Annotated in this window: 19 protein-coding genes; 16 read left to right on the forward strand and 3 right to left on the reverse strand. The window is 52.5% G+C overall.

Annotated features, from left to right (window positions below):
- Positions 1 to 23 precede the first annotated feature (23 nt).
- Genes atpG through K7B04_RS05160 form a run of 3 tightly spaced genes read left to right on the forward strand, consistent with a single transcriptional unit; the run spans position 24 to position 2,736 of the window.
- A complete protein-coding gene (gene atpG / locus K7B04_RS05150) occupies positions 24 to 887 on the forward strand; it encodes a F0F1 ATP synthase subunit gamma (RefSeq protein ID WP_035893615.1) in 864 nt (287 codons plus the stop codon).
- Positions 888 to 913: 26 nt separating this feature from the next.
- On the forward strand, positions 914 to 2,296 hold the full coding sequence (gene atpD, locus K7B04_RS05155) for a F0F1 ATP synthase subunit beta (RefSeq protein WP_064540598.1): 1,383 nt from the start codon (positions 914 to 916) through the stop codon (positions 2,294 to 2,296).
- A 20-nt stretch (positions 2,297 to 2,316) separates the two neighbouring features.
- The gene (locus tag K7B04_RS05160) at positions 2,317 to 2,736 is read left to right on the forward strand and encodes a F0F1 ATP synthase subunit epsilon (RefSeq protein WP_064540602.1); all 420 of its coding nucleotides are present in this window, start codon (positions 2,317 to 2,319) and stop codon (positions 2,734 to 2,736) included.
- A 439-nt stretch (positions 2,737 to 3,175) separates the two neighbouring features.
- Here K7B04_RS05160 and K7B04_RS05165 read toward each other — a convergent pair whose 3' ends face one another.
- Positions 3,176 to 5,353 (reverse strand): right-handed parallel beta-helix repeat-containing protein, encoded by a 2,178-nt coding sequence (locus K7B04_RS05165; protein WP_223803609.1) that lies wholly within the window; start codon positions 5,351 to 5,353, stop codon positions 3,176 to 3,178.
- A gap of 344 nt (positions 5,354 to 5,697) precedes the next feature.
- Between K7B04_RS05165 and glmU the strand changes: the two genes are divergently transcribed.
- From glmU to K7B04_RS05225, 12 genes are all read left to right on the forward strand, one after another.
- Complete coding sequence (glmU, locus tag K7B04_RS05170) at positions 5,698 to 7,071, forward strand: bifunctional UDP-N-acetylglucosamine diphosphorylase/glucosamine-1-phosphate N-acetyltransferase GlmU (RefSeq protein ID WP_223803610.1); 1,374 nt, start codon at positions 5,698 to 5,700, stop codon at positions 7,069 to 7,071.
- Positions 7,072 to 7,239: 168 nt separating this feature from the next.
- Positions 7,240 to 9,069, forward strand: coding sequence for a glutamine--fructose-6-phosphate transaminase (isomerizing) (glmS, locus tag K7B04_RS05175; protein ID WP_223803611.1), 1,830 nt, complete (start codon positions 7,240 to 7,242; stop codon positions 9,067 to 9,069).
- A 452-nt stretch (positions 9,070 to 9,521) separates the two neighbouring features.
- Complete coding sequence (locus K7B04_RS05180; RefSeq protein ID WP_167574680.1) at positions 9,522 to 10,097, forward strand: chaperone-usher fimbrial major subunit; 576 nt, start codon at positions 9,522 to 9,524, stop codon at positions 10,095 to 10,097.
- Between the two features lie 115 nt (positions 10,098 to 10,212).
- Entirely contained in the window at positions 10,213 to 10,899 is a 687-nt protein-coding gene (locus tag K7B04_RS05185; RefSeq protein WP_223804124.1) for a fimbrial chaperone, read from the forward strand.
- Positions 10,900 to 10,920: 21 nt separating this feature from the next.
- The gene (locus K7B04_RS05190) at positions 10,921 to 13,464 is read left to right on the forward strand and encodes a fimbria/pilus outer membrane usher protein (protein WP_223803612.1); all 2,544 of its coding nucleotides are present in this window, start codon (positions 10,921 to 10,923) and stop codon (positions 13,462 to 13,464) included.
- Positions 13,465 to 14,538: a fimbrial protein gene (locus tag K7B04_RS05195; RefSeq protein ID WP_223803613.1), complete on the forward strand. Its 1,074-nt coding sequence runs from the start codon at positions 13,465 to 13,467 to the stop codon at positions 14,536 to 14,538. It begins immediately after the preceding gene.
- A 166-nt stretch (positions 14,539 to 14,704) separates the two neighbouring features.
- Positions 14,705 to 15,745 (forward strand): phosphate ABC transporter substrate-binding protein PstS, encoded by a 1,041-nt coding sequence (gene pstS, locus K7B04_RS05200; protein WP_163447632.1) that lies wholly within the window; start codon positions 14,705 to 14,707, stop codon positions 15,743 to 15,745.
- A gap of 72 nt (positions 15,746 to 15,817) precedes the next feature.
- The gene (gene pstC / locus K7B04_RS05205) at positions 15,818 to 16,777 is read left to right on the forward strand and encodes a phosphate ABC transporter permease PstC (protein ID WP_064540617.1); all 960 of its coding nucleotides are present in this window, start codon (positions 15,818 to 15,820) and stop codon (positions 16,775 to 16,777) included.
- Entirely contained in the window at positions 16,777 to 17,667 is an 891-nt protein-coding gene (pstA, locus tag K7B04_RS05210; protein ID WP_106930134.1) for a phosphate ABC transporter permease PstA, read from the forward strand. Before pstC ends, pstA begins: the two co-directional genes overlap by 1 nt.
- A 51-nt stretch (positions 17,668 to 17,718) precedes the next feature.
- Positions 17,719 to 18,492 carry a phosphate ABC transporter ATP-binding protein PstB gene (pstB, locus tag K7B04_RS05215; protein ID WP_035893601.1) on the forward strand — a complete coding sequence of 258 codons (774 nt, stop codon included), beginning with the start codon at positions 17,719 to 17,721 and terminating at the stop codon, positions 18,490 to 18,492.
- Positions 18,493 to 18,506: 14 nt separating this feature from the next.
- Positions 18,507 to 19,232 (forward strand): phosphate signaling complex protein PhoU, encoded by a 726-nt coding sequence (phoU, locus tag K7B04_RS05220; protein WP_008500182.1) that lies wholly within the window; start codon positions 18,507 to 18,509, stop codon positions 19,230 to 19,232.
- Between the two features lie 184 nt (positions 19,233 to 19,416).
- A complete protein-coding gene (locus K7B04_RS05225; RefSeq protein WP_223804125.1) occupies positions 19,417 to 20,583 on the forward strand; it encodes an alpha/beta hydrolase-fold protein in 1,167 nt (388 codons plus the stop codon).
- Positions 20,584 to 20,669: 86 nt separating this feature from the next.
- On the opposite strand, the gene yieH is transcribed toward K7B04_RS05225, so the two are convergent.
- Positions 20,670 to 21,335 (reverse strand): 6-phosphogluconate phosphatase, encoded by a 666-nt coding sequence (gene yieH / locus K7B04_RS05230; RefSeq protein WP_223803614.1) that lies wholly within the window; start codon positions 21,333 to 21,335, stop codon positions 20,670 to 20,672.
- A gap of 169 nt (positions 21,336 to 21,504) precedes the next feature.
- Between yieH and adeP the strand changes: the two genes are divergently transcribed.
- Positions 21,505 to 22,842, forward strand: coding sequence for an adenine permease AdeP (adeP, locus tag K7B04_RS05235; RefSeq protein WP_163447634.1), 1,338 nt, complete (start codon positions 21,505 to 21,507; stop codon positions 22,840 to 22,842).
- A gap of 44 nt (positions 22,843 to 22,886) precedes the next feature.
- On the opposite strand, the gene K7B04_RS05240 is transcribed toward adeP, so the two are convergent.
- Entirely contained in the window at positions 22,887 to 23,453 is a 567-nt protein-coding gene (locus K7B04_RS05240) for an NADPH-dependent FMN reductase (RefSeq protein WP_223803615.1), read from the reverse strand.
- Between the last annotated feature and the right edge of the window lie 26 nt (positions 23,454 to 23,479).

Here is a 23,479-nt window from a genome sequence, read left to right on the forward strand (position 1 = left end):
CCGTAGGCATTGAGGAGAAGCTCATGGCCGGCGCAAAAGAGATACGTAGTAAGATCGCAAGCGTCCAGAACACGCAAAAGATCACTAAAGCGATGGAGATGGTCGCCGCTTCCAAAATGCGTAAATCGCAGGATCGCATGGCGGCCAGCCGTCCTTATGCAGATACCATGCGCAAAGTGATTGGTCACCTTGCGAACGGTAATCTGGAATATAAGCACCCGTACCTGGAAGAACGCGACGTTAAGCGCGTGGGCTACCTGGTGGTGTCTACCGACCGTGGTCTGTGCGGTGGCTTGAACATTAACCTGTTCAAGAAACTGCTGGCGGATATGAAGGCATGGACCGAAAAAGGCGTTCAGTGCGACCTCGCAATGATCGGCTCTAAAGGTGTGTCCTTCTTTAATTCCGTAGGTGGCAACATTGTCGCTCAGGTTACCGGTATGGGCGATAAACCAGCCCTGTCCGAACTGATCGGTCCGGTAAAAGTGATGTTGCAGGCCTACGACGAAGGTCGTCTGGACAAGCTTTATATTGTCAGCAACAAATTTATTAACACCATGTCTCAGGTGCCGACGATCACCCAGCTGCTGCCGTTACCGGCTTCAGAAGATGATGATCTGAAACGTAAAACCTGGGATTACCTGTACGAACCCGATCCGAAAGCGCTGCTGGATACCCTCCTGCGTCGTTATGTCGAATCTCAGGTCTATCAGGGCGTGGTAGAAAACCTGGCCAGCGAGCAGGCCGCACGTATGGTTGCGATGAAAGCCGCGACCGACAATGGCGGCAGCCTGATTAAAGAGCTGCAGTTGGTATACAACAAAGCTCGTCAGGCCAGCATTACTCAGGAACTCACCGAGATCGTCGGTGGTGCATCCGCGGTATAACCAGGTTAATTCGTAGAGGATTCAAGATGGCTACTGGAAAAATTGTCCAGGTAATCGGCGCCGTAGTTGACGTCGAATTCCCTCAGGATGCCGTACCGCGCGTGTACGAAGCCCTTGAGGTACAGAATGGTAATGAAGTGCTGGTGCTGGAAGTTCAGCAGCAGCTCGGTGGCGGTATCGTGCGTACCATCGCCATGGGTTCCTCCGACGGTCTGCGTCGCGGTCTGGAAGTTAAAGACCTCGAGCACCCGATCGAAGTTCCGGTAGGTAAAGCAACACTGGGTCGTATCATGAACGTACTGGGTCACCCGGTAGACATGAAAGGCGACATCGGTGAAGAAGAGCGTTGGGCTATCCACCGCGCTGCACCTTCCTACGAAGAGCTGTCCAGCTCTCAGGAACTGCTGGAAACCGGTATCAAAGTTATCGACCTGATGTGTCCGTTCGCGAAGGGCGGTAAAGTCGGTCTGTTCGGTGGTGCGGGCGTAGGTAAAACCGTAAACATGATGGAGCTGATCCGTAACATCGCGATCGAGCACTCCGGTTACTCTGTGTTTGCGGGCGTAGGTGAACGTACTCGTGAGGGTAACGACTTCTACCACGAAATGACCGACTCCAACGTTATCGATAAAGTATCCCTGGTGTATGGCCAGATGAACGAGCCGCCGGGAAACCGTCTGCGCGTTGCGCTGACCGGCCTGACCATGGCTGAGAAATTCCGTGACGAAGGTCGTGACGTACTGCTGTTCGTCGATAACATCTATCGTTACACCCTGGCCGGTACAGAAGTATCTGCACTGCTGGGTCGTATGCCTTCAGCGGTAGGTTACCAGCCGACTCTGGCGGAAGAGATGGGCGTTCTGCAGGAACGTATCACCTCCACCAAGACCGGTTCTATCACCTCCGTACAGGCGGTATACGTACCTGCGGATGACTTAACTGACCCATCCCCAGCAACTACCTTTGCTCACTTAGATGCAACCGTAGTACTGAGCCGTCAGATCGCATCCCTGGGTATCTACCCTGCGGTTGACCCGCTGGACTCCACCAGCCGTCAGCTGGATCCGCTGGTTGTTGGTCAGGAACACTACGACACCGCGCGTGGCGTTCAGTCCATCCTGCAGCGTTATCAGGAACTGAAAGACATCATCGCCATCCTGGGTATGGATGAACTGTCTGAAGAAGATAAACTGGTGGTAGCACGCGCTCGTAAGATTCAGCGCTTCCTGTCCCAGCCGTTCTTCGTAGCAGAAGTATTCACCGGTTCTCCGGGTAAATACGTTTCGCTGAAAGACACCATCCGTGGCTTTAAAGGCATCATGGACGGCGAATACGATCACCTGCCGGAGCAGGCGTTCTACATGGTCGGTTCCATTGACGAAGCAGTGGAAAAAGCCAAAAAACTTTAACGCCTTAATCGGAGGGTGATATGGCAATGACTTACCACCTGGACGTCGTCAGCGCAGAGCAACAAATGTTCTCTGGTCTGGTCGAGAAAATCCAGGTAACGGGTAGCGAAGGTGAGCTGGGTATTTACCCGGGCCACGCCCCGCTGCTCACCGCCATTAAGCCTGGTATGATTCGCATCGTTAAACAGCACGGCCACGAAGAGTTTATCTATCTGTCCGGCGGCATTCTTGAAGTGCAGTCTGGCACCGTGACCGTACTGGCTGATACCGCGATTCGCGGCCAGGATCTCGACGAAGCGCGAGCTCTGGAAGCGAAACGTAAGGCCGAAGAGCACATTAAGAGCTCTCATGGTGACGTGGATTACGCTCAGGCGTCTGCGGAACTGGCCAAAGCGATCGCTAAACTGCGCGTTATCGAGTTGACCAAAAAAGCGATGTAACACCGGCTTGAAAGTCAAAAAGCCAGTCTGGTTTCAGACTGGCTTTTTTTATGCTTTGTTTTAATTTAAATGAAACTGAAAAGGTATTTTAAATATTTTGTGATTTGAGTCACAAAACTGTTGATCGATAAAATCCGGAGGAGTAGACTTTGTTTTGTGAGTTGAGTCACAAAAAATATCACTACTATCGCAGGATAAAAATCATGAAACTGATCAACAAAATCATCGCTCTCTTCAGCTCTATGAACATCTCTTTCGGTACTTTCAACCTGTAAGGTTGATGACCGCACTGGCCGCCCACCTGTAGGTCAGATGCTGTTCTGTGATGCGCTGTACCGCTAACGAAAACGACAACACATGCGGTGTAAACAGAACCCAAAAATGAAGAAGGTCGCCTTACGGCGACCTTTGTATTTTGACCAGTAGTACAACCTACGCCTTAATCCTTATTCAGGAAATCACCGGTCTTAAAGCTGCCGTCCGCATTACGCTCCAGCGGCTGTGGTAATGTCAGCGACTGGAAATCTTGCGCACGCAGTTCCTTCCCTTCCGTGTTCACGCTTTTGCCCTTCTCGATGAAGTAGTTCGTGGCATCAATGTTGCCCACCACCGCATCATCATATTTCCCCGGCTGGCTGCGCAGCGAAATGTTGTCGCTGAATACACCCTGCGTAGATGCATCGCCATAAGGGCTTGGACGGAAGATAAAGTTAAAGCGCTGGTTGTCGACGGCGACGTTATTGACCACCACCAGCTTGCCTGGGTTGAAGTTATCGGTGAAGCCATCAAGATGGTTGCCGATCGCGATACTGTTGCGGATTTCGTGCGCCACCGGCTGCCCTTCGCCGCCCAGCTTGAAGCCGTTGCTGGTGTTGTCGCGGGCGACAGAGTTCTCGATTACCACCACGCCGTTGGCGCCGTCCTCAATCTTATTAAACAGATCGAAGCCATCATCAATGTTGTTGTGTGAGTAGCATCCTTCCAGTCGGTTGCCTTCACCCACGCGCATCTTCACCGCAAAACCGTCAGCGTTGATCTTGCCTGGATCCTCGTTGCTGTGGGACTCCGAGTTTACCACGCGGTTATAGCTTGCCCACAGCGGACGACCAATCTTATCGACCGAGGAAATTTGAATCCCGGTATCATCATTGCGATAAGCCGTTACATTCTCGATCAGGTTATGGCTGCCCTGAATACGCAGGCTCTTCCCGGTGATATCCACGCCGCGTAGCGTCCAGTAGTTACCGTCCAGCAGCATACCGTGGATAACCGCTTTACCGTTGGCTTCCAGCGTTTTACGACCATTCTCAAGACCGCTGGCTGAGAGCGGAATGTCGGTCTTCGGATAATCACCTGCCGCCAGCACAATTTTTCCGCCCGGCGCGACCAGCTCGATGGCTGTTTGCAAATCCATTGGCGCGTCGGCGGTACCTTTTGCATCTGCCTTGCCGTTTGCTGCCGCGTACAGCGTGCTGGTGGAGATACCTTTCTGCTGGTTAACGGTCAACTGCTGCTCAACCGGCGTCCGGTCTTTACCGCTGGTGGGGGTAAAGGTCACCTGGAAGGTATTGCTCTCTTTCAGCGTGGCGGGCTGAGTGAACATCTCGCCGGCCTTCACCGCTTTATTCTCCCCGATCACCACTTCATTGTGCCGAACGGTAAACAGCCCGTCGTAGTTGGCACGCGCTTGAAGCGTGTACTCTGGCGTCAGGCTCTTACTGCCTGAAGCGACCTGCATCACCACCGGCCATGATTTGGCGACGAACGGTTTAGAGGCCACGGTTTTCGCCTCAGAAGTGGTCAGCGAAGCGTCTTTAACGGTAATTTTGGCATTACGTGACGCAAAGAAGCCCACGTAATACTGTTTTTTATCCTGCACGGAGATCATATCTGCGTGCGGCACGCGCTCAGTCACCCACTCTTCACTTCCCTCCGGCGCCCAGGCGGTAACGAAGCCGTCATTTGTCCGTTCGAGCTTCAGGCGGAACGTCGGCGACTGACGCAGATCAACCCCTTCCTTGTAACTGACTTTCTTAATCTCGGATCCGGCGTTACCCCATGGTTGGGTTATACCGTTACGTGCGATCGCCTGTAGCTTCACGCGGTAATCATCTTTCTTGTCCTGGGTCATAATGGCGTTCATCACCATATTTGATGCCGCAGGGAACTCTTCATAGCCTTCTTTCAGCGGTTCCTGGCGTGGGATGCCGATGATATCGCGCACCAGTAGCCCCGCGCCTTCCTGTGCGGCCGGTTTAGCGCCGTTTTCCGGGCCAAACTGATCGACGGTTACCGTGGCCGATAGCACAAAGTTCTCATCGCTCGGTAACGTGGTGTAGAAGAAGGTCAAACCGTCGTGCGAGTTGGCGATTTTGCCGCCGCGACTTTCGATGGTGATAGGTTTGCTGAGGTCGGCAATTTGCTGTGATGTCAGCTTCTTACCATCGATAGTGACGTTGTTTACGCCCACTTTCTCCGGAAGAACGTTGGAGGAGAAGTTAATGTCAGTAGACTGCCCAAAAGCAATCGCCTTCCATTGCTGGGGCGTCTGGGCCTGCGCCGCGAGAGAAAGCGCTGCACTACAAAGGGTAAGAGCCAGAGGTATCTTCTTGTTCATATTATCTTCCTGAATGGTTGATCGACGTAATTATCAACAAATTAAAACGTTGTTTCTTTTTTGCTCGTCACAATAATGAGTAAATAAAACGCCGTTTTGAAATGGTTAATCCTTTATTCAGGTGATAAAAAAACAAGATAAGCAGTGAGATAGCGCAGAATATGGCGCTGGGTCTGATTTCTTACAAGACAAATAGATTTGATATAGACGAAAATAAGGACAGAAAGTCAGGACGTAAGGGGATGTTGAACGTTTTATCAGCAAGCCATTTCATGCTGCAAAATATGTAGAATTTTCAACAAGAACCCGGTTTACTTCATACTTAATCTACAGACAGGATACCTATGTCTAACCGTACCATGAGCGTTGTGATCCTTGCCGCTGGCAAAGGCACGCGTATGTATTCCGATCTTCCTAAAGTGCTGCACACCCTGGCTGGCAAGCCGATGGTGCAGCATGTCATTGATGCCGCGAATCATGTTGGCGCAAACCAGGTTCACCTGGTGTACGGTCACGGCGGTGATTTGCTTAAGCAAGCTTTATCCGACGATAACCTGAATTGGGTGCTGCAGGCGGAACAGCTAGGCACCGGTCATGCGATGCAGCAGGCTGCGCCGTTCTTCGCGGATGACGAAGATATTCTGATGCTGTACGGCGACGTACCGCTGATATCGGTAGAAACGCTGCAGCGTCTGCGCGAAGCCAAGCCGCAGGGCGGAATAGGTCTGCTGACGGTGGTGCTGGACGATCCGAGCGGCTATGGCCGCATTACCCGTGAAAACGGCAAAGTGACCGGTATTGTCGAGCACAAAGATGCCACCGAAGCACAGCGTCAGATTCAGGAAATTAACACCGGTATCCTGATTGCCAACGGCGCGGATATGAAGCGCTGGCTGGCGAAGCTCGACAATAACAATGCGCAGGGCGAGTTCTATATCACCGATATTATCGCCATGGCGTATCAGGAAGGGCGTGAAATTGCCGCGGTACATCCGGCGCGTATCAGTGAAACCGACGGTGTGAATAACCGTCTGCAGCTTGCCCGCCTTGAACGTATTTATCAGTCTGAGCAGGCTGAAAAGCTGCTGCTGGCGGGTGTGATGCTGCGTGACCCGGCGCGTTTTGATCTGCGCGGTACCTTGTCTCACGGGCGCGATGTCGAAATTGATACTAACGTTATCCTTGAAGGCAACGTGGTGCTGGGTAATCGCGTCAAAATCGGCGCGGGCTGTGTGATTAAAAACGCCACCATCGGCGATGACTGTGAAATCAGTCCGTACAGCGTGGTGGAAGATGCGCATCTGGAAGCCGCCTGCACCATCGGGCCGTTTGCGCGTCTGCGTCCGGGCGTTGAACTGCTGGAAGGCGCTCACGTCGGTAACTTCGTCGAAATGAAAAAAGCGCGTCTGGGTAAAGGCTCGAAGGCCGGCCATCTGACCTACCTCGGCGACGCGGAAATTGGCGACAACGTGAATATCGGTGCAGGGACCATTACCTGCAACTACGATGGCGCGAATAAGTTTAAAACCATTATTGGCGATGACGTCTTTGTTGGTTCCGACAGCCAGCTGGTGGCACCGGTCACCATTGGCAAAGGCGTGACGATTGCCGCCGGGACTACCGTCACCCGCAACGTCGCGGATAACGAACTGGTCCTGAGCCGCGTACCGCAGGTACACAAGCAAGGCTGGCAGCGTCCGGTGAAGATTAAGAAGTAGGCCTGATAAGGCGTAGCCGCATCAGGCAACAAAGGCGAGGAGATAACATAATCTCCCGCCCACCATGCAGTACCTATAAAAATAACCCCACTCTCTACAAGGCTCGGGGCGCCCGGTATACGGGCAACAGGTTGACCGACAACGCGTAAAAAATCGGAACATAAACTTATGTGTGGAATTGTTGGCGCAGTCGCGCAACGTGATGTAGCTGAAATCCTTCTCGAAGGTCTCCGTCGTCTGGAATACCGTGGATACGACTCTGCGGGTCTGGCGGTGGTGGATGCAGAAGGTCATATGACCCGTCTGCGTCGTCTGGGAAAAGTCCAGATGCTGGCTCAGGCCGCGGAAGAACAACCGCTGTCCGGCGGCACTGGTATTGCCCACACCCGCTGGGCAACCCATGGCGAACCATCGGAAGGCAATGCGCATCCGCATGTGTCTGAACACATTGCGGTGGTGCATAACGGCATCATCGAAAACCACGAACCGCTGCGCGAAATGCTGCAAGCGCGCGGCTATGTCTTCGTTTCAGCGACCGACACCGAAGTAATTGCTCACCTGGTGCATTGGGAGATGGAACAGGGCGGTACCTTACGTGAAGCGGTGCTGCGCGCTATTCCACAGCTGCGCGGCGCTTACGGTACGGTCATTATGGACTCCCGCGATCCGAGCACGCTGCTGGCAGCGCGCTCCGGTAGTCCGCTGGTGATTGGCCTTGGGATGGGCGAGAACTTTATCGCTTCTGACCAGCTGGCGCTGCTGCCGGTAACCCGTCGATTCATCTTCCTGGAAGAAGGCGATATCGCGGAAGTGACCCGCCGTACCGTGGCTATCTTCGATAAGACTGGCGCGGAAGTGAAGCGTCAGGATATCGAATCAAACGTGCAGTACGATGCCGGTGATAAAGGCATCTACCGCCACTACATGCAGAAAGAGATCTACGAGCAGCCGAACGCGATCAAAAACACCTTAACCGGGCGTATTAGCCACGGTCAGGTGGATCTGAGTGAGCTAGGGCCGGAGGCCGATGCGCTATTGGCGAAAGTGGAGCATATCCAGATTATCGCCTGTGGCACTTCCTACAACTCGGGAATGGTGGCGCGCTATTGGTTTGAATCGCTGGCCGGTATGCCGTGCGATGTTGAAATCGCATCGGAATTCCGTTACCGCAAATCCGCCGTGCGCCCGAATAGCTTGGTCATTACCCTCTCGCAGTCCGGTGAGACCGCCGACACCCTGGCTGGCCTGCGCCTGACCAAAGAGCTGGGTTACCTGGGCTCGCTGGCGATTTGTAACGTGGCGGGCTCGTCGCTGGTGCGCGAATCCGACCTGGCGATTATGACCAAAGCGGGCGCTGAGATTGGTGTGGCCTCCACCAAAGCGTTTACGACTCAGCTGACCGTTCTGCTGCTGTTGGTGGCAAAAATGGCCCGTCTGAAAGGTCAGGATGCCGCCGTTGAGCAGGATATCGTGCACGGCCTGCAGGCGCTGCCAAGCCGCATTGAGCAGATGCTGTCGCAGGACAAACGCATCGAAGCGCTGGCGGAAGACTTCTCCGACAAGCATCATGCGCTGTTCCTGGGGCGCGGCGATCAGTACCCGATCGCGCTGGAAGGCGCGCTGAAGCTGAAAGAGATCTCCTACATTCATGCGGAAGCCTACGCCGCCGGTGAGCTGAAGCACGGCCCGCTGGCGCTGATTGACGCCGATATGCCGGTGATTGTCGTCGCACCGAACAATGAGCTGCTGGAAAAACTGAAATCCAACATCGAAGAGGTTCGCGCGCGCGGCGGTGAGCTGTATGTCTTTGCCGATCAGGACGCGGCGTTTACCGATAGCGACAACATGCACATCATCGAGCTGCCGCATGTGGAAGAGGTTATTGCACCAATCTTCTACACCGTGCCGCTACAGCTGCTGGCTTATCACGTGGCGCTGATTAAGGGCACCGACGTTGACCAGCCGCGTAACCTGGCGAAATCAGTCACCGTAGAGTAAATGTGTCACCTAAAAGGCTGCTGAACGATCGGCAGCCTTTTTTTTATACCTTTTGTCCTTTATTAATGTTTGGTTACAAATATTCTTGTTTGCTTATTTATTTGCTTAACTAACTTTACATTCAACTTCGTTTTTGTGGTGAATGAATCTATTTTGTTAAATTGGATAAAAAAGAGCCATTTTAGACGAGTGTTGAATAATGGTATTGATAAATTCCTAAATATATAGGCTGGTGTATTTAAAATCACCTTTTTTGTATATAATGGAAATTAATATTTAATAAACAACACATACCCCATATTCATCTATTAATATTAAATGAATATCTAATTAAAATATTTTTATTGTAATCCCTATTCTTGGGTGTATTATTCGCCGCCGTAAGGATGGTGTGTTTTATTTTTTGAAATATAAATAAAACACAAGGATATAATATTATTAATGGGGTTGTAATGAAACTTAATTTAATTGCAGGCGCTTTAGTTCTGTCTTCTACCGTATTCGCTGGCAATGTTCTCGCATCTGATGGCACAGTGCATTTCCGTGGCGAAGTCATTGATAGCACCTGTGAAGTCACTGCTGATACTGCCGATCAGAACGTTGATCTGGGTAAAGTTAACCGCACCGCATTTAGTGGGGTTGGCAGCACTGCAGCGCCAACAGAATTCCATATCGATCTGGACAAATGCCCGGCGACATATACAAAAGCGGCCGTTCGTTTTGATGGCACCGAAGCTTCTGATGGCAATGGCGACCTGGCTGTAGGTACTCCGGCTACCGCTTCTGCACCTGGCGATTTCACTGGCACTGGTACCGCGACAACCGCTACCGGCGTAGCAATCCGTATCTATAACCGTGCTGATAACTCTCAGGTTCAGCTGTACAAAGATTCTGCGTATAGCAATATTGATGCGACTGCGGGTACAGCTTCAATGAAGTTTATTGCGCGTTATATCGCAACCAGCGCTACAGTCACCGCAGGTACCGCTAACGCGGATTCTCAGTTCACAATTGAATACGTGAAATAATACAAACATCAATTCTGTTGATTTGTTTTATTAATTAAATGACGCCTGTCATTAAGGCACTCTTTTGTCTGGAGTCGCGGGCGTCTTTTTGCTCTTTTCTGGGATGATTAAATATATGATGACACGGCTAATTAAATTTGTTTTTTCTATAGTTGTGCTTTTTTATACCATGCAATCTTTTGCCGGGATTGTGGTAGGGGGAACCCGCGTTATTTTCCCAGGTAACGCGCCTGATACCACTATCTCTATTTATAATAAAGAAACGACATTACCTTATCTTATCCAGGTGTGGGTTGATCCGTTTAATAAAGACGATAAAAGCAAACCACCTTTTACGGCAATCCCACCGGTCTCTCGTCTGGAACCTGGACAGGAAAAAGTGCTGCGTATTGTGAAAATCGCCGGTGAATTACCAACAGACCGGGAGTCTGTTTTCTGGTTGAATGTTAAAAATATTCCGCCATCAAGTGATAAAAAAGATACCAGTACGCTGGAAATTGCCATTAAAACAAGAATCAAATTATTCTGGCGTCCAGCCGGCATCAACTTAATTCCAGAAAAAGCTATTGCAAAAGTCAAATGGCATAAGCAAGGTAGCCAGTTGGTAGTGGAGAATAAAAGCCCTATCCATATTAATATTATGGACGTTGTTATTGATGGTAAAAACATTCCTCTTAATATGATTCGCCCTTTTGAAACACTGACGCTGGATTTACCTGCAGGCGTTTCCGGTCATTCTGTAGTCTGGCGCTTTATTAATGATTATGGCGCGATTAGCGAACCAGTAAAACAAGCACTTTAACCTCCCGATAAGGATATCTCGATGATGCGTTCGCGTCTTTGTCTCGCGCTGGTTTCGAGCGCCTGTCTGGGAGTTGCTACCCATGCTTTTGCCAGAGACAGTCTGTTTAATCCAAAGCTTTTAGAAATCGATCATCCGGTCGATGTTGATATTCGTCAGTTCAACCGTTCGAATACGCTCCCGCCTGGCGATTATAAGGTCGATATTATCGTTAACGGGAAGCTGTTTGAGCGCCGGGATGTCAAATTTGTGCAGGATAAACCAGATGCTGAACTACATCCCTGTTTTGTCGCTATTAAGGATGCTTTATCCTCGTATGGTGTCAAAGTTGATGCAGTAAAATCATTGCAGACTGTCGATAATAAAGCTTGTGTAAATCCTGTTCCATTAATTGATGGTGCTATCTGGTCATTTGATGCCAATAAGTTAGCGCTAAATATTTCCATTCCACAGATTTATTTGAATACTGCGGCGTATGACTACATCAGCCCCTCCCGTTGGGATGAGGGCATTAACGCGATGATGGTCAACTATGATTTTTCCGGCACGCATACCATGGAGTCGAATTACGACTCCGAAGAGGATGATACTTATTATCTGAACTTGCGTAACGGAATTAACCTGGGCGCCTGGCGGTTGCGTAACTACAGCACGCTGAGCGCGACGGGCAGCAATACGGAATACCATTCAATTAGTAGTTACGTCCAGCGGGATATTGCCGCGCTGCGCAGCCAGATTATGGTCGGCGACACCTGGACAGCGAGTGATGTGTTTGACGGCACCCAGATCCGTGGTGTCAGGTTATACACCGATGACGATATGTTACCGTCGAGTCAGAATGGTTTTGCGCCAGTGGTGCGCGGGGTGGCGAAAAGTAATGCCACCGTGATTATCCGACAGAATAAATATGTCATTTATCAATCGGCAGTGCCGCAGGGCGCTTTCGAAATCACCGATCTGAACACTACCAGCGGCGGCGGCGACCTCGATGTGACCATCAAAGAAGAGGATGGTAGCGAGCAGCACTTTATCCAGCCATATGCATCACTGGCGGTTCTCAAACGTGAAGGCCAGACTGACTTTGATATCAGCGTGGGGGAAATGCGCGATGAAAGCGGATTTACTCCCAATGTTATTCAGGCGCAGGTGCTGCGTGGTTTGCCGTGGGGCCTCACACTCTATGGTGGGACGCAGATAGCGAATGACTATGCCTCCGCAGCGTTCGGCATGGGTAAAGATATGGGATCGTTTGGCGCCGTATCCGTTGATATGACTCATGCGCGCTCGCACTTTGATGATGGCGATGATGAAAGCGGCCAGTCATACCGTTTTCTGTATTCCAAACGTTTTGATGATACCGACACGAATTTCCGTCTGGTGGGGTATCGCTATTCAACAGAAGGCTACTACACCCTCGATGAATGGGTGTCTCGACAGGATAATAGTTCTGATTTCTGGGTGACCGGTAACCGACGAAGCCGTGTAGAAGGGACCTGGACGCAGTCGTTTGGTCGCGGCTGGGGGAATATTTATCTGACGGTCAGTCGCCAGGAATACTGGCAGACCGATGAAGTTGAACGCCTGGTTCAACTGGGTTACAGCAATAACTGGCGACAGATATCCTGGAATGTGTCGTGGAACTACACCGATTCCATCAACCGTTATTATGGCAATGACCATTATGACGATGATGATAACAACGACGACAACAATCATGAACAGGTCTTCATGTTATCGGTGTCTATTCCGCTCTCCGGCTGGATGGAAAATAGCTACGTCAACTACTCGATGACGCAGAACAACCATAACGACAGCACGATGCAGGCTGGCGTCGGCGGTACGTTACTGGAAGGGAACAACCTCTCTTATAACGTACAGGAATCATGGATGAGTACGCCGGAAGATACCTACAGTGGTAATGCCAGTATGGGATATGACGGTACTTATGGTTCGGTAAACGGCGGCTACGCCTGGAGCCGTGATTCGCAGCGCCTGAATTATGGCGCGCGTGGCGGTATTTTGGTTCATGGCGACGGCGTAACCTTCTCTCAGGAGTTGGGGGAAACGGTCGCGCTGGTGGAAGCGCCGGGTGCAGATGGGCTATCGGTTGAAAATGCGACCGGGGTCTCTACCGACTGGCGTGGGTATACGGTGAAAACGCAGCTCAACCCTTACGATGAAAACCGTGTGGCGATTGACAGTAATTATTTTGCCAAAGCCAATATTGAGCTGGATAACACCGTGGTGAACCTGGTCCCAACGCGCGGCGCGGTAGTGAAAGCGGCGTTTGTGACGCATGTTGGTTATCGTGTGCTGTTTAATGTGACTCAGGCAAATGGCAAGCCTGCGCCATTTGGCGCAATGGCGTCGGCGGAGCTCGATTCGGGAACGGTGACCGGCATCGTTGGCGATAATGGCGAACTCTATTTGTCGGGGATGCCGGAGTCGGGGGCGTTTACGCTGACCTGGGGAAATAATGTCGCAGAAAAATGTACCGCTAAATATTCATTGAACAATAAGCCACAGAATGCCGAGTTAATGCAGCTTGGTGTGGAGTGCCATTAAATGGAATTAATGATGAAAAAAGTAATGTTCCTGGGATTGTTGAGCGCCGGAGTCATCGCTTCTATACCGGCATGGGCTGCTAACAGTGGGATGTGCACTGCCACCAATGGCGCTCACCACAGTGTGCTGCCATTTTATGGTAAAACGATAACAGCAATACAAAATAGGGCAGGAACAACAGTTAACTATGAAACCTCTAACTCGGACAGATATCCGGGTAAGTGTGAATGCCGAACCGGAACAACAGGCTCACTGAGTAATCTTTATTATACAGCACAGATGAGTTCGGCATTAACGGCTACCGCAAAGCGGTCTGGTGTGAGCTATTACAACCTTGATGAATATCTTGATGTAGGGTTATCTATTGAAATTTATGGGCGTGGATTTGTTAATGCTCCCTTTACCGATCAACCGAATTCTCCACCGGAAGATTATAAATGCAATACATTAGCCGGCGGCATAACCTTTGATAGTGGCACCAAAGCAACGATCTATTTTTACATCAACGAACCTTTCATCGGTACGATCACTATTCCACAAACGCTGATTGCCCGTTTGTACGGTACCGTAAGTTCCACTGTAGCCATTGACGAGTCACAACCCCTGGCGGATGTGTATATTGCTGGTGATATTACTGCGCCCCAGGAATGTACCATTAATGGTGGCCAGGTGATTGAAGTTGATTTTAGTAAAATCCCTGCCTCTGCATTTTCCTCTACGCCAGGGGCGGCGTTGACGGATCGGAAAGTACCGATATCGGTTTCTGTCTCCTGTACGGGGATGTCTTCCGGGCAGGATGTGGAAGTTTCATTACATGCCACACAGGTGGGATCGTTGCCAACCGTCATTGAGACGACGAATGCCGATGTCGGTATCAAAGTTTACGATGAATATAATAAAGAAGTGGATGTGAACGGTGGGCGGATGGAAACCGACATGGGAACCCGCTCTCGTCTGGGCGTGGAGAATGGCGAGTTTAATTTTTTCGCCGCGCCTGCCAGTGCGACGGGAACCCGCCCGCAGCCAGGTACATTTAGCGCAAACGCTACGATTACTATGGAAATCAAGAACTAAACCCCTCACGGCCGCCTTCGCGGCCGCTCAAATTTCACTTCTGTTACATCTGATTTTTCTGTGTCATCAAACTGTCATAAACCTTACATATAACTGTCACCTGATTGTCCTATTTTGCTCCTCGTAGCCACTAAACAATCATTTACGGATTCTTGCAGGAGACATTATGAAAGTTATGCGTACCACTGTCGCAACTGTTGTCGCCGCGACCTTATCGATGAGCGCTTTCTCTGCATTTGCAGCGGCAAGTCTGACAGGCGCGGGTGCAACTTTCCCTGCGCCGGTGTATGCCAAATGGGCGGATACCTACAACAAAGAAACCGGTAATAAAGTCAATTACCAGGGTATCGGCTCCTCCGGTGGCGTAAAACAAATTACCGCTAACACCGTCGATTTCGGCGCATCCGATGCACCGCTGTCTGACGAAAAACTGGCTCAGGAAGGCCTGTTCCAGTTCCCGACTGTCATCGGCGGTGTGGTGCTGGCCGTTAACATTCCTGGCCTGAAATCCGGCGAGCTGGTGCTTGACGGTAAAACGCTGGGCGACATCTACCTGGGCAAAATCAAGAAGTGGGATGACGAAGCCATCACCAAACTGAACCCAGGCGTTAAGCTACCTTCTCAGAACATCGCCGTTGTGCGTCGTGCTGACGGTTCCGGTACCTCCTTCGTGTTCACCAGCTACCTGGCGAAAGTGAACGAAGAGTGGAAATCGAAAATTGGTGCGGGCTCTACCGTAAACTGGCCGACCGGCCTGGGCGGTAAAGGCAACGACGGTATCGCGGCGTTCGTACAGCGTCTGCCAGGCTCTATCGGCTACGTTGAATACGCTTACGCTAAGCAGAACAACCTGGCTTACACCAAACTGGTTTCTGCCGACGGCAAACCGGTTAGCCCAACCGAAGACAACTTCGCTAACGCCGCTAAGGGCGTTGACTGGAGCAAATCTTTCGCGCAGGACCTGACTAACCAGAAGGGTGACAACGCGTGGCCGATTACCTCCACCACCTTTATCCTGGTGCACAAAGAGCAGAAGAAACCTGAGCAGGGCGCTGAAGTGCTGAAGTTCTTTGACTGGGCATACAAAAACGGCGGCAAGCAGGCGAACGAGCTTGATTATGCTTCTCTGCCGGAAAGCGTGGTTGAGCAGGTTCGTGCTGCATGGAAGACCAACGTAAAAGACAGCAGCGGTAAAGCGCTGTACTGATGACGGTCGCCCGGCGGGAACGCCGGGCAGCTGTAAATGTCGTGGCGGATTTTAAACTGGAAAGAGTGATTTATGGCTGCAACTAAGCCTGCTTTTAACCCACCGGGTAAAAAGGGTGACATGATATTCAGCGCGCTGGTAAGACTGGCTGCGCTGATTGTGCTATTGATGTTGGGCGGGATTATCGTCTCTCTCGTTATCTCCTCGTGGCCCAGTATGGAGAAGTTCGGCTTCGCCTTCCTGTGGACCAAAGAGTGGGATGCGCCTAACGACATTTACGGCGCGCTGGTACCGATTTACGGTACGCTCGTGACCTCCGTTATCGCCCTGCTGATCGCCGTTCCGGTGAGTTTCGGCATCGCTCTCTTCCTGACCGAACTGGCGCCAAACTGGCTTAAACGCCCATTAGGTATCGCGATTGAACTGCTGGCGGCCATTCCCAGTATCGTTTACGGCATGTGGGGCCTGTTTATCTTCGCGCCGCTGTTCGCGACCTACTTCCAGGAGCCGGTCGGCAATATCCTTTCTAACATCCCGTTTGTCGGCGCGCTGTTCTCCGGCCCGGCCTTTGGTATCGGTATCCTGGCGGCGGGGGTTATCCTCGCCATCATGATCATCCCCTATATCTCCGCCGTAATGCGTGATGTATTCGAACAAACTCCGGTGATGATGAAAGAGTCGGCCTACGGCATTGGCTGCACCACCTGGGAAGTTATCTGGCGTATCGTTCTGCCGTTCACCAAAAATGGCGTGATCGGCGGCGTGATGCTCGGCCTGGGCCGCGCGCTGGGTGAAACCATGGCGGTCACCTTTATCATCGGCAACACCTACCAGCTCGACAGCGCGTCTCTGTATATGCCGGGTAACAGCATTACCTCCGCGCTGGCGAATGAATTCGCCGAAGCGGAATCCGGCCTGCATGTCTCTGCGCTGATGGAACTGGGTCTGATCCTGTTTGCGATTACCTTTATCGTGCTGGCGGCATCGAAGTTCATGATTATGCGTCTGGCGAAGAATGAGGGGGCACGCTAATGGCAACGCTGGAAATGCAAAACACCGCTGCGCTGGCTGAGTCCCGTCGCAAAATGCAGGCCAGACGCCGCATGAAGAACCGTATCGCGCTGACGCTGTCGATGGCGACCATGATCTTCGGCCTGTTCTGGCTGGTGTGGATCCTGATGGCGACCATCACTCGTGGTATAGACGGGATGTCCCTGGCGCTGTTTACCGAAATGACGCCACCGCCAAATACCGCAGGCGGCGGTCTGGCGAATGCCCTGGCGGGCAGCGGCCTGCTGATTCTGTGGGCGACCGTGTTTGGTACGCCGCTGGGCATTATGGCGGGTATTTACCTGGCCGAGTATGGCCGTAAATCCTGGCTCGCCGAAGTCATTCGCTTTATTAACGACATTCTGCTTTCCGCACCGTCGATCGTCGTGGGCCTGTTCGTCTACACCATCGTCGTGGCGCAAATGCAGCACTTCTCCGGTTGGGCGGGCGTGATTGCGCTGGCGCTGCTGCAGGTACCGATCGTTATTCGTACCACTGAAAACATGCTCAAGCTGGTGCCGGATAGCCTGCGTGAAGCCGCTTATGCGCTGGGTACGCCGAAGTGGAAGATGATCTCCGCGATTACGCTGAAAGCCTCTATCTCCGGAATTATGACCGGTATCCTGCTGGCTATTGCGCGTATCGCCGGTGAAACGGCGCCGCTGCTGTTCACCGCGCTCTCGAACCAGTTCTGGAGCACCGACATGATGCAGCCTATCGCCAACCTGCCGGTGACCATCTTTAAATTTGCGATGAGCCCGTTTGCGGAGTGGCAGCAACTGGCCTGGGCCGGGGTGCTGATTATCACGCTGTGCGTATTGCTGCTGAACATTCTGGCGCGCGTTATTTTCGCGAAGAAGAAACACGGTTAATTTTTTACGGCGCGGCCAACGACGGCGGCGCTGGATGAGGAAGAGATTGAGATGAGTATGGTTAACACAACACCGGGTAAAATTTCAGTTCGTGACCTGAACTTCTACTACGGCAAATTCCATGCCCTGAAGAACATCAACCTGGATATCGCCAAAAACCAGGTGACGGCGTTTATCGGCCCGTCGGGCTGTGGTAAATCAACGCTGCTGCGTACCTTCAACAAGATGTTTGAGCTGTACCCGGAGCAGCGGGCGGAAGGCGAAATCCTGCTGGATGGCGACAATATTCTCACCAACACCCAGGATATCGCGCTGCTGCGCGCCAAGGTTGGGATGGTGTTCCAGAAGCCGACGCCGTTCCCGATGTCTATCTACGACAACATTGCTTTTGGCGTGCGTCTGTTTGAAAAACTGTCGCGTACCGACATGGATGAACGCGTGCAGTGGGCCTTGACCAAGGCCGCATTATGGAATGAAACGAAAGATAAACTGCACCAGAGCGGGTACTCTCTCTCTGGTGGTCAGCAGCAGCGTCTGTGCATCGCGCGCGGTATCGCGATTCGCCCGGAAGTGCTTCTGTTGGATGAGCCGTGTTCAGCCCTTGACCCGATCTCCACCGGGCGTATCGAAGAGCTGATCACCGAGCTGAAAGAGGATTACACCGTCGTTATCGTTACCCACAACATGCAGCAGGCTGCACGTTGTTCCGACCACACGGCGTTTATGTACCTGGGCGAGTTGATTGAGTTCAGCAACACGGACGATCTGTTCACCAAGCCCGCGAAGAAACAAACAGAAGATTACATCACCGGTCGTTACGGTTGATTCAGGAGCGCGTTGTGGACAATCTGAACCTTAATAAACATATTTCCGGCCAGTTCAACGCAGAACTGGAGAGCATTCGTACCCAGGTGATGACCATGGGCGGCATGGTTGAGCAGCAGCTTTCTGATGCCATTACCGCGATGCACAACCAGGATAGCGAGTTGGCGAAGCGCGTCATTGAAGGCGATAAGAACGTCAACATGATGGAAGTGGCGATCGACGAAGCCTGCGTGCGCATCATCGCCAAGCGTCAGCCAACTGCGAGCGACCTGCGTCTGGTGATGGCGATTATCAAAACTATCGCCGAGCTGGAACGTATTGGCGACGTGGCGGATAAAATTTGCCGCACTGCGCTGGAGAAATTCTCCCAGCAGCACCAGCCGCTGCTGGTCAGCCTGGAGTCGCTGGGCCGTCACACCGTGCAGATGCTGCACGACGTGCTGGATGCGTTCGCGCGCATGGATCTCGACGAAGCGGTGCGTATTTACCGTGAAGACAAGAAAGTTGACCAGGAATATGAAGGCATCGTGCGTCAGCTGATGACCTACATGATGGAAGACTCGCGCACCATTCCAAGCGTGCTGACCGCGCTGTTCTGCGCGCGCTCTATCGAGCGTATCGGCGACCGCTGCCAGAATATCTGCGAATACATCTTCTACTTCGTGAAGGGGCAAGATTTCCGTCACGTGGGCGGCGATGAGCTGGATAAGCTGCTGGCGGGGAAAGACCCGAAAGAGTAATCGCTGAATTCAGCGCCGCAAAACCTGTCGTCTTCGCTGAAGCGGCAGGTTTTTGCTTTCTGGCTTTAGCTCTTAGCGCTATTGCCCGTAAAACTGGCGGAATATCACACCGCGCGTTTCCCTATCCCGGTTACCCTGAGCGTTCTGCTTCAAACATGGATAAGGAAATAACGTGAAACGACAACTGAGTTGTGCAGCTTTTCTCATCTCCAGCGTGCTGGGATGCGCCTCTTTATCTGCAGTGGCCGCGCCGTTACCCGCTACGCCGAGCCAGGCGATTCCCGTCAGCCAATACATCACACAGGTTAATGCCGACAAAAGCATCACCTACCGCCTGTTCGCGCCAACGGCAAAACGGGTGTCCGTTGTAACTGGCTCCACGCCAGACAGCTTTGTCTCGCATGATATGACCAAAGATGAGCAGGGGATCTGGACGTGGCGAAGCGATGCACAGAAGCCCAACCTGTATGAGTATTATTTTGATGTCGATGGTTTTCGTTCGATTGATACCGGCAGTCGTTACCCAAAACCGCAGCGACAGGTGAATACCAGCCTGATTCTGGTGCCGGGAAGCATTCTGGACGATCGCGCTGTCGCGCATGGTGATGTGCGAACGCTAACCTACCACTCGACGGCGCTCAATGCCGAACGCCGCGTTTATGTCTGGACGCCGCCGGGATATACCGGCAGCGGCGAGCCGTTACCGGTACTCTATTTCTACCATGGCTTCGGTGATACCGGGCTGTCGGCGATTGACCAGGGGCGAATTCCGCAGATGATGGATAACCTGCTGGCAGAGGGAAAAATCAAACCTATGCTGGTGGTCGTGCCGGATACCGAAACTGACGTACCAGAAGCGGTTGCCGAGAATTTCCCGCCGCAGGAGCGAAGGAAATCGTTCTATCCGCTGAATGCGAAGGCTGCGGACAACGAGCTTATGCACGATATTATTCCGCTGATCGGCGAGCGCTTTGATGTCCGCAAGGATGCCGATGGCCGCGCGTTGGCAGGGCTATCGCAAGGCGGATATCAGGCGCTGGTCTCTGGAATGAATCATCTCGACAGTTTTGGCTGGCTGGCCACTTTCAGCGGCGTGACAACCACAACGGTACCGAACGCTGGCGTTGAGTCGCAGTTCAATCATCCGCAGGCCATCAATAAACAACTGCGTAATTTCACCGTTGTGGTGGGCGAGAAAGATAGCGTCACCGGGGCGGATATTGCGGGTCTTAAGAAAGAGCTTGAGCAGAAAGGTATTAAATTCGATTACACGGTCTATCCGGGGTTGAACCATGAAATGGATGTGTGGCGCCCGGCTTACGCTACGTTTGTGCAGAAACTGTTTAAGTGACAGGTAGCCGGATGAGGCGTTGAACGGAAATGCCGGATAAGGCGCAAAGCGCCGCTATCCGGCCTATCCATGCGCGTTGCGCTATCTTATCGCGTAATATCCCAACCGCGCGCCTTCCACAGCCCCGGCAGCTCCGCCAGATCGGTAAACGTCGTCACCTTCGGGTGGTCAATCGGCTTATTGTGCGGATCGGCGCAGAAATAGAACACTTCCATCCCCGCATCAATGCCTGACTGCGCGCCTGCGCTGGAGTCATCCACCAGAATGCAGTTCTCCACGTTTACGTTCATCGCTTTTGCCGCGTGGTGCATCAGCGCCGGGTCCGGCTTCCAGCGCTGGATGTCGTAACCGCTAAACAGTTTGTTTTCGAAATAATGCAACATGCCCAGTTTGCCCAGCGAATGCTGCATTTTGCTGACCGGGCCGTTCGACACGATGCACATCGGAATCGCAACGGAATCGACCAATGCGTTAGCCCCGGCAATCACCTCCAGCTCCGAGTCGAAAAGGCGTGCGACCTCGGCGCGATAAACCGGTTCTAAATCCGCCCGGGCAAGGTTCACCCCGTGCTCGGCGTTGATAATGTCGATAATCTCGTAGAGCTTTACGCCCTTGAAACGTTTAAAAATCTCTTCCAGATCGAGCGTGATGCCAAATGTTTTGAACATGTGGACGTAGGCCCGTGAACAGATTACTTCGCTGTCGACCAGCGTACCGTCACAGTCGAAAAAAACCGCTTCAACTCCGGACATGTCATTTCCTTTTTAACAAGTTTAACGTTTACGTAATGCTGAATTGAGAGACGCAATCGTTGCCGTATAAGCAAAATCAATGAAAAAAAACATCTCACAACCGCGCCTATTGTCGCATTTTGGTATAGGATAGCGACGAATTTTCCTTCCTTGTCTGCGGAAATTGATAATGAGTCAACAACACACCACCCCGGCTTCCGGCCAGGGGATACTGGAGCGCGTGTTTAAACTGCGCGAGCACGGCACGACGGCACGCACCGAAGTGATCGCCGGTTTCACCACCTTCCTGACGATGGTCTACATCGTTTTTGTAAACCCGCAAATTCTTGGCGTGGCCGGAATGGACACCAGCGCGGTGTTCGTGACCACCTGTCTGATTGCGGCGCTGGGCAGTATCCTGATGGGCGTATTTGCTAACCTGCCGGTGGCGCTGGCGCCAGCGATGGGTCTGAACGCCTTCTTCGCGTTCGTGGTTGTGCAGGCTATGGGGCTGCCGTGGCAAGTGGGCATGGGCGCCATTTTCTGGGGCGCTGTCGGCCTGTTGCTGTTGACCATTTTCCGCGTTCGTTACTGGATGATTGCCAATATCCCCGTGAGCCTGCGCGTCGGTATCACCAGCGGTATTGGTCTGTTCATCGGCATGATGGGCCTGAAAAATGCGGGCGTGATTGTCGCAAACCAGGACACGCTGGTTTCCATTGGTAACCTGACTTCACACAGCGTGCTGCTGGGTGTGCTGGGCTTCTTTATTATCGCCATTCTGGCTTCGCGCAATATTCACGCGGCGGTGCTGGTCTCTATCATCGTGACCACCCTGCTGGGCTGGATGCTGGGCGATGTGCATTACAACGGTATTGTCTCCGCGCCGCCGAGCATTACTACCGTCGTGGGCCACGTCGATCTGGCCGGGTCGTTTAACCTCGGTCTGGCGGGCGTTATCTTCTCCTTCATGCTGGTGAACCTGTTCGACTCCTCCGGTACCCTGATCGGCGTGACCGATAAAGCGGGCCTGGCGGATGCGAAAGGTAAGTTCCCGCGCATGAAGCAGGCGCTGTTTGTCGATAGCGTCTCCTCGGTAGCCGGTTCCTTTATCGGTACCTCTTCCGTGACGGCATACATCGAATCTTCCTCCGGCGTTTCCGTAGGCGGTCGTACCGGCCTGACGGCGGTCGTCGTGGGCATTCTGTTCCTGTTGGTGATTTTCCTGTCGCCGCTGGCGGGTATGGTGCCGGGCTACGCAGCCGCGGGCGCGCTGATCTACGTTGGGGTGCTGATGACCTCCAGCCTGTCACGCGTGAAGTGGGATGACCTGACCGAAGCCGTTCCGGCGTTTATTACCGCCGTAATGATGCCGTTCAGCTTCTCCATTACCGAAGGTATCGCGCTGGGCTTTATCTCTTACTGCGTGATGAAAATCGGTACCGGTCGTTTCCGCGACCTCAGCCCGTGCGTGATTGTTGTCGCACTGCTGTTTGTGCTGAAGATTGTGTTTATTGACGCACACTGATGAAATGAACCCTCGCCCCATCGGGGTGAGGGTTTTTAACGTACTTACGCTTTAACGCGCTGAATATACTCGCCAAATGCGGTCAACTGACCGGTCAAATGATCTAACGTTCCCTGCTCAATCACTTCGCCCAGCTGCGGGTCGACTTTGTTCTGAATCACGCCGCCCATAAACTCCGGCTTGTTCATCACCATCGCATCGAGGAACACCAGAATCTGACGCAGGTGATACTGGCAGCGCGCGCCGCCGATAGCGCCCATTGAGCTGGTCTGAATCAGCACCGGTTTACCTGACAGCGGCTGGTCCGGCAGACGCGACAGCCAATCGATGGCGTTCTTTAACCCGCCCGGGACGGAATAGTTATATTCAGGGGTGACGATGACCACGCCATCGGCCTGGCGGATCTGCTCAGCCAGCGTTTCAACGCTCTGCGGGAAGCCTTCATCTTGCTGGAGATCGGCATCGTACAGTGGAATATCGCCAATTGATGGCAGCGCGGAAACGCTCATGCCCGCCGGGGCGATCTTAGGCAGGGTGCGTGCCACCATGCCGTTGAATGAACCTTTGCGCAGGCTTCCCAATAACGTAACTACTTTCAACGTTTCTGACATGACTACTCCTTTGCATCATGAGGCTG

This window comes from Kluyvera sp. CRP (assembly GCF_019930565.1).
Taxonomy (GTDB): domain Bacteria; phylum Pseudomonadota; class Gammaproteobacteria; order Enterobacterales; family Enterobacteriaceae; genus Kluyvera; species Kluyvera georgiana_A.